This window comes from Shuttleworthella sp. (genome assembly GCF_057251025.1).
On sequence record NZ_DBHIDN010000030.1, the window covers coordinates 1 to 12913 of the forward strand.

General features: G+C 52.2%; 10 protein-coding genes. 9 read left to right on the forward strand and 1 reads right to left on the reverse strand.

Features of this window, described 5'->3' with window-relative positions:
* From ACO5R6_RS06900 to asnB, 9 genes are all read left to right on the forward strand, one after another.
* On the forward strand, window positions 1-570 hold a 570-nt coding region (locus ACO5R6_RS06900; RefSeq protein ID WP_485626457.1), incomplete at its 5' end, for an ABC transporter ATP-binding protein.
* Window positions 571-611: 41 nt separating this feature from the next.
* Complete coding sequence (locus ACO5R6_RS06905; RefSeq protein WP_485626458.1) at window positions 612-1661, forward strand: ABC transporter substrate-binding protein; 1050 nt, start codon at window positions 612-614, stop codon at window positions 1659-1661.
* A gap of 135 nt (window positions 1662-1796) precedes the next feature.
* Window positions 1797-3299: a sensor histidine kinase gene (locus ACO5R6_RS06910; RefSeq protein WP_485626459.1), complete on the forward strand. Its 1503-nt coding sequence runs from the start codon at window positions 1797-1799 to the stop codon at window positions 3297-3299.
* 93 nt (window positions 3300-3392) lie between these two features.
* Entirely contained in the window at window positions 3393-4085 is a 693-nt protein-coding gene (locus ACO5R6_RS06915; RefSeq protein ID WP_485626460.1) for a response regulator, read from the forward strand.
* Between the two features lie 34 nt (window positions 4086-4119).
* Window positions 4120-4941 (forward strand): sugar phosphate isomerase family, encoded by an 822-nt coding sequence (locus ACO5R6_RS06920; protein WP_485626461.1) that lies wholly within the window; start codon window positions 4120-4122, stop codon window positions 4939-4941.
* A 65-nt stretch (window positions 4942-5006) separates the two neighbouring features.
* Entirely contained in the window at window positions 5007-6185 is a 1179-nt protein-coding gene (gene nagA / locus ACO5R6_RS06925; protein ID WP_485626462.1) for an N-acetylglucosamine-6-phosphate deacetylase, read from the forward strand.
* A 177-nt stretch (window positions 6186-6362) separates the two neighbouring features.
* Window positions 6363-8645 (forward strand): DEAD/DEAH box helicase, encoded by a 2283-nt coding sequence (locus ACO5R6_RS06930; protein WP_485626463.1) that lies wholly within the window; start codon window positions 6363-6365, stop codon window positions 8643-8645.
* Window positions 8646-8735: 90 nt separating this feature from the next.
* Window positions 8736-10082 carry a CapA family protein gene (locus ACO5R6_RS06935; RefSeq protein ID WP_485626464.1) on the forward strand — a complete coding sequence of 449 codons (1347 nt, stop codon included), beginning with the start codon at window positions 8736-8738 and terminating at the stop codon, window positions 10080-10082.
* A 71-nt stretch (window positions 10083-10153) separates the two neighbouring features.
* The gene (gene asnB / locus ACO5R6_RS06940) at window positions 10154-12037 is read left to right on the forward strand and encodes an asparagine synthase (glutamine-hydrolyzing) (RefSeq protein ID WP_485626465.1); all 1884 of its coding nucleotides are present in this window, start codon (window positions 10154-10156) and stop codon (window positions 12035-12037) included.
* A gap of 22 nt (window positions 12038-12059) precedes the next feature.
* On the opposite strand, the gene ACO5R6_RS06945 is transcribed toward asnB, so the two are convergent.
* Window positions 12060-12833, reverse strand: a complete 774-nt coding sequence (locus ACO5R6_RS06945; protein WP_485626466.1) for a 4'-phosphopantetheinyl transferase family protein — start codon at window positions 12831-12833, stop codon at window positions 12060-12062.
* Between the last annotated feature and the right edge of the window lie 80 nt (window positions 12834-12913).

Consider the following 12913-nt stretch of genomic DNA (forward strand, 5'->3'; position numbering starts at 1 on the left):
AAGGAGGTTGATGGACCAAGTCCCAAGCGAGGAATTGTCTTCCAGCAGTACGCTCTTTTCCCCTGGCTTACAGTTGAAGCGAACGTGCAGTTCGGTTTGAAATTACAGGGGATGTCCAGGGAGGAGATGGACCAGGTCACCAGAAGGTATTTAAAGGTTGTCGGACTTGAGAATTTTGCCAAATCCTATCCCAAGGAGTTATCCGGTGGTATGAAGCAGAGAGTGGCGATAGCCAGAGCATATGCAGTCAACCCGGAGGTCCTTCTGATGGATGAGCCCTTTGGAGCCCTGGATGCGCAGACCAGAGTGCAGCTGCAGACAGAACTCTTAAATACTTGGGAGAATGAGCAGAAGACATGTTTCTTCATTACGCATGATGTTGAAGAGGCGATCATCCTGGCTCAGCGGGTGGTGATCATGTCTGCAAGACCCGGAAGAGTGAAAGATATCGTTGATATCGACATCCCCTATCCAAGAGATCAGGCGACCAAGATGAGCCCAAGGTTCTTGGAACTTAAGAATGATATCTGGGGGCAGGTATATGAGGAGTATTTGGAAGTGCGAAAATAAGGCTACGGTGTAAGAGTTATCAAATACAAAAGGGGGTAACAATGAGTAAAAAAAGGATTTTAGCAGTTATGTTATTGGCCGGAATGTTAGCTATAAGCGGATGTGGCGGTCAGAAGGCATCTACACAGAAGCCTTCTGATTCGACGGAATCATCCAAGAAGCAGTATACACCGGCGACCGTTCGGGTGGCCTATATGCCCAATCTTGGTTCGGCCTCTTCGCTCTTTACAGCGATTGATCAGGGATATTTTGAAGAAGTTGGTCTTACAGTGAAGCCTGTTCAGTTCCAAGGCGGACCCGCGGAGATCTCAGCGATGGCGTCCGGAGATATTGATATCTCCCAGATCGGTCATGGGGCACATGCCCTCTGCATTGAGGGGAAGGCTAAGATTTTCCAGATGGACTGCACGACCTCACTTGCGGACGAGGTTGTAGCGAATAAGGGACATGGGATCAGCAAGAAGGAGGACCTGAAGGGAAAGACGATTGCTGTTGCTTCAGGAACCTCTTCCGAGATTATCCTCCGGGCTGTTTTACAATCTGCCGGTCTTAAGGAGAGTGATGTGCACTTGGTTGAGATGGCGGTAGATGGTATGACCACAGCTATGGTTTCCGATAAGGTTGACGCCTGCGCGACTTGGAGCCCCAACACAATTACCTTAAAGAAGGCGATGGGAGATAAGTATCTGAGTCTTGGAGGTAATGCCGACTACCTCGATAAGGCGATCTTCCCATCCAGCTTTATTACAACAGATGCTTATGCGCAGAAGAATGAAGATGTTCTTGTCCGTTTTTCGCAGGCGATCAATAAGGCGCATGCATACCGGGCCGATCATATTGACGAAGTGGCCAAGTCACTGGCGAAGCATATTGACGCCCCTGAGGATACACTGCTCGCATCCACCAAGGAGGGAGACTGGGCCAGCATCAATAAGATCGCAGGTGACAAGGCCGCCCTGCAGAAGGTCTATGAGACGCAGCAGAAGGTCTTTATAGAGAATGGCCGTATCAAGGAGAAGGTTGAGACCGATAAATATGTCCTGTATGATGTGATGCAGAAGGCATATGAAGCATATAAGGCTAATAAGTAAGCAGGGATGCTTCTTAAGGAGTATACATACGCCGGAGTCGCTTTCCCAGACTCCGGCTTTTGTATATCCGTTCGCCAGCTATTTGCCGGTTTCAAGGGAAGACAGCACAGAAAGTGATGCGTCGAGGAAAGCGTTATGCTGATCATTGTTGTGACAATCAGTACTTTTGTAGTGCTCTTTACTACAATTATGCGCAGGCGGTCCTTTCCGCTCGCCTTGTCCTTCATGAATATAGCAAATTTGCTGCATGTCTCTTGTGTTGTGCTCTATATTGCCATTATGGGGGGATTGGCTTCCAGAGATGTTCGCCTGCTTTTTCTCAATGAGAAAATAATGCGCTGGATGCATACGCTTCCCATCAATCTCTATCATCTGGGGTATTTGACCAGTGTATCCAGGCTTATGGTTCCCTGCTTTCTTGTTATGACCGGACTAGCCCTGAGCATGAATCGGAAAATTCAGGCGCAACGTCGTAAGCTCTATTTACTCGTGATCCTCCCGTCAGTCATATTGGCTCTTTTCTATTATCCAAGTATCTATAAGTGGTTGATTCATTGGCGGATTCATATGTTGTCGGTTTTGGTTCGCTGCTCTTTCACCTGGATTGTTGTGGAACTCCTCCTGGCGCTTGGGATAATCCTGCGAGAGTATTATGAGATCTCAATTCCGGTATTTCGCAAAAATTTTCTCTACATTCTTATTGCGATCACCAGTCAGATGTTGGTCTATCTGATCTTCGCCACCAAGGATCCGGCACAGATTTACAACTTATTTATTACAGAGTATTTGAATCTGGGGATCAGCAATTACATCAGTCCGGCTTTAAGCAGTATGGGCTGGGAGATTCTGATTGTCTTCGTGATGGGCGGAGCGGTCATTGGCGCCTGGGGAATTGTCCGCTATGAGCACTTTCAGTTCTCGGAGGAGAGAGAGTATGCTGTTCTGGAGAAACAGTTTTCTGCGGCGGATATGGGGATTTCTGTCTTTGCGCACAGTATTAAGAATCAACTGCTTTCCACTCAGGTTCTGCACAAGCGGATGCGCAGAGAATTGCAGAAAGAAAAACCGGATGTCAATCTTCTGCGGGATTATGAGGAGCAGATGGCCCGGCTCAACGACAGCATGAAGGCTCATGTGGATGAATATTATGCCACTATTAACAGTAAGCATCTGATTCTTGCATCGACAGATCCGATAGAAGTAGCAGGGGCGTCCATCAGGAAATTCGATGAGAAATATCCAAATGTGGGAATTGAGAAGATCTTCAAGACAAGGCGCAGAGTCCTGGTTGACTCGCCCTTATTCTCAGAGGCCCTTTATAATCTTCTCGTCAACGCTTATGAGGCAACCATCGGAACTGAGTCTGCAGCTAAGATTACCCTGTCGGTTTGGGAAGAAAGGCTTTGGATCGTATTTGCTGTTACAGATAATGGCGTGGGGGTGTCGGAGAAAATGAGGCGAAAGATCTTCCAACCTTTTTTGACCAACAAGAGCAAGGATTCCAGCTGGGGAATGGGTCTCTTCTACACCAGTCGAATTGCTCGTCAGCATATGGGTCACCTGCGTATGGAGAGCAAGAGCGGAGAGGGAAGCACATTTATGATCTTATTGCCAGCCCTCCCGGCGGAGAAGAAGTAGAAGATTTTTCCACCTGCAATTTCAAAATGGCAGAGGACTATTCTATGACAGGCAAGATGTATGACATACAAGAAGCGTACTGAGGAAGGAATCATGGGGGAAGAGAAGAGAATCCGAGTGATGGTGGCAGAGGATATTCGCCTCCTCAGGGAGGATTTCGCAGAAATCATCCATGAGGAGACAGACATGAAATTGCTTGCCGCAGCCGGAAGCGGGGCAGAAATCTGCCGCCTGATCAATGAGACGGAGGAGCTTCCGGATGTCATTTTAATGGACATTGAGATGGAGACTCTGACAGCAGGAATCAATGCGGCAGAAATCATACATGCGAAGTATCCGCAAATTCGAATTGTATTTATGACAGCGCATGAGGCGGATGAGATGATTAATGCCGGCATGGGGGCCGGAGCGGTCGACTATGTGGTCAAGGGATGTGATGATCAGGTGCTCTTAGAGCATATCCGCAGAGCTTATGAGGGAACATCGGTCCTTGACAGCCAGATTCAGCAGTCGATTATGCGAGAGTTCACCCGCCTGCGTAAGAGTGAACACTCCCTGGTCTTTCTGATTAATAATGTGACTCACCTAACCCCGAGTGAGAGGGAGATCGTTGCGCTTCTGCTGGAGGGAAAGAAGCTAAGGGAGATTGCTCAACTGCGTAATGTGGAGCTTGTGACAGTTAAGACGCAAATCAAGAGTCTGCTCAACAAGTTTGCCTGTCACAGGAGTAAAGAGATTGTGGATCTAATCCATGAGCTGAACCTAGAGAGCTTTTTTTGCCGTTGATCTGAAAGCTTAGCCTGATTGAGAGGAGTGAAGAATGAGAGAGAATTATTTTCAGATTTCTGAGGAAGAATTAGGGGAAGGGGCCAAGATCCCGATTCTGAAACTGGGGGATTCCGGTGAGGTCTTCTATGAGATGGCTCTGGAAATGGCAGATGAGATAGACCGGAAAAACCAGGCAAACGAAAAGACGGTATTTATCTGTCCGGTGGGGCCGGTGGGACAGTATCCGATTTTCGTGCGTTTGGTCAACCGACGCCGGATTTCTCTGAAGAATTGCTGGTTCATTAATATGGACGAGTATTTAAATGACGATGATACTTACATTGATATTCATGATCCACTCTCCTTTAGAGGATTTATGGAGAGGGAGCTGTATTCAAAGATTGACCCCGACTTATTGATGCCTCGGGAGCAGAGAGTCTTTCCAGATCCGGCAGACTGCGGGCAGCTGCATGATTTAATTAAGAAACTGGGAGGGGTTGATATCTGCTTTGGAGGGATTGGAATCAATGGCCACCTAGCCTTCAATGAAGCTCAGGACGACCTGTCAGCGGAAGATTTTGCTCAACTCCCAACCAGAGCACTTGATATCAGTCGGGAGACAAGGGCGGTCAATGCAATTGGAGACAGAAGCGGGGCAATTGATGCCATGCCGCGGCGAGCAGTCACCATTGGCATCCGTGAAATCCTTGCAGCTAGAAAGATTCGCCTAGGAGTCTTTCGTGACTGGCACCGGGCAGTGATCCGGCAGGCTGCTTATGGAGAGATGAGCGGTCATTTCCCGGCCAGCCTGGTTCAGAATCACCCGGATGCATTGATTATCACAAATAAAAATGCGGCCAGGCAACCCTTCTGATACAGATCATTTCCCAGATTATTTCTGTGATCGGCATTTTCACGCATATAGGGAGGAAGAAAGCGATGATTTCATGTGTGAGCAATGTGAGAATATACCGGGATGGTGACTTCTTACCAGGGTCCCTCTGGATTCGAGATGGGAAGTTCGAGAGGATCCAGTTAAGCCCAGGGGAGGATGTACTACCGGATCATGAAAGTACTTGTAATCAGTGGATTGATGGCCATGGAGCCTTGCTGACCCCCGGTTTTATTGATATTCATACGCATGGTGCGGTCGGAGTCGATGTCAATGCGGCGGATGCCAGCGATTTGAAGAAGCTAGCCGCTTTTTTCGCTTCTCAAGGTGTGACAGCTTGGAATGCGAGTATTGTCACAGATGGGATCGATAATACCAAGCGCTGCCTTGCAACGATTCGGGATGTCAGCAGGGAGAAGGGCTATGGAGCCCAACTTATGGGGTCGCATCTGGAGGGACCCTTTTTGTCACGAGACTATAAGGGCTCTATGCCGGAACAGTTACTGAAAGAGGGGGATGAAGATCTTCTTAACCAGTACAGGGAAATTGCAAATGGAAGCATCCGCTACATCACCCTGGCACCAGAGGTGAGGGGTGTGCTTCCTATGATCAGAAAGATCGCAGGGGAAATCCCTGTCGCGATCGGCCACTCCGGAGCTGATTATGAGCAGAGCATGGAAGCTATAGGAAATGGGGCAAGAGCCATCACGCATACCTTCAACGGAATGATCCTTTTTCATCAACACAGACCGGGGCTGATGGGGGCGGCTCTGGAGAGCGACTGTTACTGCGAGGCGATCTGCGACGGAAGACATCTGCATCCGGGCACAGTGCGAATGCTTATCAAGTGCAAGGGGCCGGACCGGGTTGTTGCCATTACTGATAGCATTATGGCGGCCGGCCTGCCAGATGGGAATTACCGCTTGGGAGTCAATGAAGTTGTTGTGGTCAATGGAGATGCCAAGCTAGCATCAAATGGGGTAAGAGCCGGCAGTACTCTGACGTTAGCCCAGGCACTTCGCAATATGATCGATTTTACAGGAAAGTCGCTAGGCCAGGTATTACCTATGCTTACCAGGAACCCTGCAGCTGTCCTTGGCATAGAGGATCAAAAGGGACAGATTCGGGAGGGAATGGATGCGGACTTTGTTCTCCTAGATGAAGACCTCACGGTACAGCTGACTTCTGTCGGAGGGGAAATCGCCTATCAAGCACCGGGAATATAAGAAAAATCAAAGGACCATCTTGCCGCAGGAGTGCATAAAGATGCCCTAAAGTCCCATCGGGTGGATTCATCCGGCGGGACTTTCGCTGTCAATGGCAGGAATCAACGTCCGCTTTGACCGGATCTTGCGATATAATCAGGAACAGGATCGTAAGGGGACATTGCGGGAGAGGAAGGCATGGCTCAAATCACAAGGCCCGATTTTGGTCAGATGAAATTTGTAATTTCCGAGGTCAAAGACCTGGATGCAAGTCTGTCTCGGATACAGGATCTGGACCGGGTGCAGATGGAGGAATTAAAGCGGAAGCTGGATGCCCTGCGCCTTATAGAGGCCAAGATCGAATTGGAGCGCATCTCGATCGATCGCTTGTCTGATGCGGATAAGAATATCCGCGTGTCAGCGCTAAGGCGGGCGGGCATAGAGAATATCGGACAGATCTCCGGCAAAAGCGAGTATGACCTGGAACGCATCCCGGGGATCGGGGAGGACAACAGTCGCCGGATCCGTCAGGCGATCGACAACTTCATCCGCAATATAGCCAAGGTCAACCGGGTTCGTATCCATGCAGATGCTAAGAGCCAAGAGGAGAGAGACCTGATTCAGGCTCTCTACATGCGGATGCATCTGTCGGAGACGGTGCAGGAGGCCGGGACCCTCTATCAGGACACGCATGAGGCTCTGGACCGGTGCCTGTCTGCCATCCAGATCCGGGGAGGCCTGCACTGGATTTTCGCTTCTCGCAAGAAGAAGGAGGAGACGATCCGGGCCTATGACCTCTTAAAACAACTTCTGGACGACGGATACCAGGACCGCTGTCATCGCCTTTCGGACAGACTTCTTGAGGTCTCCCGGACACCGGAAGACCATATTCTTGAGGATTATCAGAAGAATGCAGCCGCCTACTATGCGGCTCTGGAGAAGGCAGACACAGGATTTCAGATCACAACGGGTGACCTCAGCTTTCCGGAACAGCTGGCCGGGGAGATCCGGCAGGAACCGCTTCACACCAGTCTTCTTCGGAAGGAGACAGTCCTTCGCGCCTATCAGGAATTCGGAGCCCGCTATATTCTGCACCAGAAGCAGGCGTTCCTGGGAGATGAAATGGGACTGGGGAAGACCCTGCAGGCGATTGCGGCCATGGCGTCTCTCGCCGCCTCTTACGCGGATGATCGACCGGTCTACCATTTCCTGGTCATCTGTCCGGCGGGACTTCTGATCAACTGGGAGCGTGAAGTGATCAAGTACAGTCAGTTGAGACCGATCATTATTCACGGCAAGAGCCGAGATCAGGCGGGCGAGGTCTGGATCAGACAAGGTGGGGTGGCCATCACCAACTATGAGACGACGGATGAGCTATGGGACATGCTTCCGGAGAACTTCGTCATCGACATGGCCCTGGCAGATGAAGCCCACTACGTGAAGAACCCGCAGGCCAAGCGGAGTATCTACACGAGAAAGTTGACGGACCTGGCCTCCTATAAGGTCTTCCTGTCGGGGACGCCTCTTGAGAATCGGGTGGAGGAGTTCTGCAATCTCTTGCTCTGGTTGCACCCCCAGATCGGTCACGAGGCGCAGCAATTAAGCTATATGTGTGACGCGCCTGCTTTCAGAGAGATGATCGCACCGGTCTACCTGCGGCGCAAGCGGGAAGATGTCCTGCAGGAGTTGCCGGATTTGATCGAAGAGGACGAATGGTGTCCCATGGGAGAGGCGGATCGGGATGCCTATCTGAAGATTCTTGCGAATCCGAGCGGCAAATTCCCCAGCTTGCGGCGGGTGGGCTGGCAGCTGGAGGAGGCCGGGAAGTCGACCAAGGGAAGCCGCCTTCTCGAGATCTGTAAGGAGGCCGAGGAGGAGGGCCGTAAGGTCTTGGTCTTTTCCTTCTTCCTGGACACCCTGGCCAAGGTGCAGAAGCTTCTGGGAGACAAGTGTCTGCCCCTGATTACGGGCTCTGTGAATGCGAGTGGGCGTCAGAGAATCATTGACCGGTTTCAGGAGGCCAAAGGGGGCAGCGTCTTGGCCTGTCAGATTCAGGCAGGGGGGACAGGGCTCAATATTCAGATGGCCAGTGTGGTGATCTTCTGCGAACCGCAGATCAAGCCTTCTCTGCAGGAGCAGGCGATCGGCCGCGCCTATCGCATGGGACAGGTGCGCAAGGTTCTTGTTCGCCACCTCCTGTGCGCAGATACGGTAGATGAGCGCATCCGATCCCTGCTCATGGAAAAGCATGATATCTTTGAGAACTATGCCGATAGCTCGGCCATGGGGGAGGAGAACCGCAAGAAGGAGGCCCAGTCTGTGATCCAGAACATTATCCGGGAGGAGAGACAGGCCTATGGACTGGACCCGGCTGGGAAGACGGATTCAACCGGAGAGCCGGACCCTTCCGCAGGATCCGAGCTGAGTTGTTCCGCAGGATCCGAGCCGACACTAGTTCAAGAAGGCGATTCTCAGTTATAATTCGATTATAATTGAAGGGTGCATGTGTCAGATGAGATCGAATCGGGGCCACGCTTGACCCGTCGAAGCTGTAACAGACAGGAGAAGGACATGAGAGAGAAGAGAGAGCCGGAAGAGAAGAGAGACAGGGGCGTCATGAGGGGACTTCGCGCCGGAAGAAATGTCATCATTCTCCTGTTGACGCTGGTCCTGATTCTCCTCTTTATGTTCTTCTATGTTCGGTCGATTCTGGCTCAGTTTCTGGCCAGTCATCCGGATCCGGGCGCCATGGGCCCGGCCGCCCAGAAAGAGCCGGCAGATGACGGGAGAATCCGAATTACTGCGAGCGGAGACATCATCTATCACGACACATTGATTCAAGGGGGCAAGACGAATGAGGGCTATGACTTCTCTTCCAACTACGAGTTCATTAAGCCCCTCATCTCATCGGCGGACCTTGCCCTTGGCGACTTCGAGGGAGTGGTGACCGACCGGGTCAAGCCAAAGGGCTACCCGGACTTCAATGCCCCGGGTCAGGTCGTAGCGGCCATCAAGGAGGCCGGTTTTGACGTGATGGACCTGGCCAACAATCACATCCTGGATCAGGGGATTCATGGGGCGCTTGACACCAAGCAGGCCTTCGAGGATGCGGGCCTTGCCACCGTCGGAGTCAAGGATGACAAGGACCGGATTTTGATCCGGGAAGTGAAGGGGATCAAAATCGCCATCTTGGGATTCTCCTATGGATACAACAGCAACAACGGGGCCGGCAAGAAGGTCACGGCGGCACAGAGGCAGCAGTATATGCAGATGCTGGATGAGGACTATGTCAGGGACCGAATTCAGACTGCCCGGCAGGAGGCGGACCTCGTCATTGTCATGCCCCATGCCGGGAAAGAATATAGTGAGACGGTGTCAAAGAAGGATCAGGCCATCTATCGCAAGATGATTGACTGGGGTGCCGATCTGGTCTTCGGCGGGCACCCCCATGTGGTTCAACCTACAGAGAAACGAACCAGGGATGGCCATGACAAGTTCATCATTTATTCCATGGGGAACCTCTTATCGAACCAGGTGGAGGAGATCATGGGTCATGACAAAAGTCAGCGCGGAACGATTATCGAGGCCGTTCTGAAGAGAAATGCGTCCGGACAGGTGGAGATAGAGGATGTCATTTCACATCCGGTCTGGGTGCAGAAGACAGAGAAGACTCCGGCTGTAGAGGATAACAGCTCCGGGACAGGTCAGGGTACTAAGAACAAGAAGGCAAGTCAGAAGACAAGTCCCGCAGGCAAGGTCTATGAGGTGAAGACCCTGCTCTGCAGCGACTATATGCCCGGCGGTCCGATGCAGGACCGGGTGGATGATACGACCAGAGATAAGATCAAGACGGCATATGAGGCCGTTCAGAAGACGGTCCGGGCCAATGCGGACGGATCGGTCTGGAAGGACCGGTGAAATCGGGTATAATAGAGCAGATTTGATGGTGTGAAAGGTCTCGCCTGTCTGAGGCGAAGAGAGGTTATATTATGTGCGGTATTGCCGGATATGTGGGTCGGTCTCTGGTCGATCCCAAGCAGAGAGAAGAAGTTCTGACCGATATGATGGATATGATCATCCACCGCGGCCCCAACAGCGCCGGTCAGTTCATTGATGATACGGCAGCGCTTGGATTTCGCCGCCTGTCCATCATTGACTTAGAGGGCGGCAGCCAGCCCATTTACAATGAGACGCGGGACAAGGTGATCACCTTCAACGGGGAGATCTACAATTTCCCGGCCCTCAAGAAGGAGCTGATCAAAGCAGGCCACAGGTTCACCACCAAGGCGGACACGGAGGTGATCATCCACGGCTATGAGGAGTGGGGCGCAGATGTTGTAAAGAAGCTGCGGGGCATGTTCTCCTTCGTCATCTATGATACCAAGACCAAGGAGGTCTTCGGGGCGAGAGACCATTTCGGAATCAAGCCCTTCTATTACAGTATTCTGGATAACGGAGACTTCCTCTACGGGTCTGAGATCAAGTCCTTTCTCCCCTATCCGGCCTTCGAGCGCAGGCTGAACCGGAGGGCTCTAAAGCCCTTCCTCTTCTTCCAGTATTCCGGCATGGACGAAGAGACTTTCTTCGAGGGTGTCTATAAACTCCCTGAGGGCCACTATTTCACCTTAAAAGACGGGAAGATGGAAATCGTTAAGTTCTGGGACATGGAGTTTCGGGAGGGGAAGGAATCTCTGGATCAGATCGTGGACCAGATTGATGAGGCGGTGGTTGAGTCGATCAATGCCCATCGCATCGCCGATGTGGAAGTCGGTTCCTTCCTGTCCTCCGGTGTGGACTCTTCCTTCGTTGCAGCGGTATTAAAGCCGGACAAGACTTACTCCGTCGGCTTTGACAAGACCTACAATGAGGCCATGTACGCAGAGAAGCTGGCGGACCATCTGCACATCAACCACTGCTCCCGTGTGGTATCCGCGGATGAAGCATTCGCGGCCTTTCCCAAGATCCAGTGGTATCTGGACGAGCCCGACGCCAATCCGTCCTGTGTGCCCCTCTATTTTCTCTCTGAACTGGCCAGCCGGGAGCTTCGAGTGGTCATGTCCGGTGAGGGGGCGGATGAGCTCTTCGCGGGCTATCAGGACTATGGCCCCTACACCAAGCTTGAAGCGGTCATTGTTCTGGCCAATATCTTAAAGCACCTGCCCCGACCGATTCGCAAGGGTCTCTTGCATGCCCTTAAGAAGAGCAGGAGGAATTTCAGAGGCAAGCTTGAGATTGTGCGGAGTCTGGATGAACCCAGAAACTTCTTTGTCGGGCAGGCCAAGATCATGGAAGAGAGTGAGGCGGACGCTATTCTGACGCCTCCCTACCGCAAGTCCAAGTCTGTCAGGGAAATCCTGGACCCCATCTTCGATCGGGCCTGTGGCCTGTCCAATGTCAAGCAGATGCAGTATAACGATATCCATCACTTTATGACCAAGGATATCCTCCTGAAGGCGGACAAGATGTCTATGGCGCACTCTCTGGAGCTTCGCGTTCCCCTTCTGGATCGAAAGCTGGCCGAGGTCGCGGAGAAGGTGCCAACGCCCTACCTGATCAAGGGGAAGACCTCCAAATTCGCCTTCCGTCGGGCGGCCGCCCGTCACCTGCCCAAGGAGTGGTTCAACCGCAAGAAGATGGGCTTCCCAACCCCCATCAAGGCCTGGCTTGAGACAGAGGTCTACTATAAGCAGGTTCGCGAGCTCTTCGCCATGGACTTCGTGCGCGAGTTCTTCGACCAGGAGGCCATCCTGAAAATCCTGGATGATACCTATGCAAAGAAGACCAACGGCCGCCGGAAGGTATGGACCATCTTCTCCTTCCTGACCTGGTACAAGGCTTACTTTATTGACTGGCAGCCCAAGAAGACGGCTTAGATCCGGCTTCTTTGCGTCTCTGTCAGGATTGCTCTCGAATCAGGATTTCGTCAATCGGACCTGCGGAGCAGATGCTGATGATATGGTCGCCCGGGAGCCGGCTCTGGGCCAGAGCATAATCCTCCTCCTGAAAATAGACCGGAGGGAGGGAGGAAAAGCGGGGAAGTTCTGCAGAGAGAGCGGGAGATTCGGCAGGAGAGGAGGGCCCATCTCCCGGGGCGAAGAAGCTGACCTGAATATATCCTGTGGGGGATGCGGGCTTGAAGTCTACCCGGTAGATCTTGGGGCCCAGCCCCAGTCCGGTGCACTTGGCCAGGGCCTCCTTGCAGGTCCAAAGGCGGGAGAAGGATAGCTGACCGGAAGAGGTCAGGGCCTTCTGCCCGGAGATTTCCTGCGGCTCCTGCGAGAAGAAACGCAGGTCTTCTCGCTCCCGGTCGGTCAGAACCCTGGACAAGAGGGCGGGACTTACCCGGCGGGGACCCTCAGCGTCAATCCCTACCGGACTGTCGCTGAGGGCGCAGGCGATAAGACCGGAGCAGTGGGTCAGGTTGAAGTGGACTGAAGGATGGTCTGCCAGATAGGGCTTTCCTCCCGGCCCCAAAAGGACGGCACAAGACGGATCCTTCGTCTCGTCGCGGCCGACCGGATAGGAAAGCGCTTTCCTGCTGTATGCCAAGCCGCAGACCTCTTCAAGGGCCTGATGCAATAGAGCAAGACCATAGCGATGGAGGATGGCGGCAGAGTCCCTGCGGGGGAGAGGGGCCGGTGTTTTAAGGTAGAGATAGATTCGACTCATGTCTGCATCTTAGCATATGTGGGATCTTTTTAGTACCATAAAAGTGTAGTTGGAGAGTAATTAACTCCGACTGCACTTAT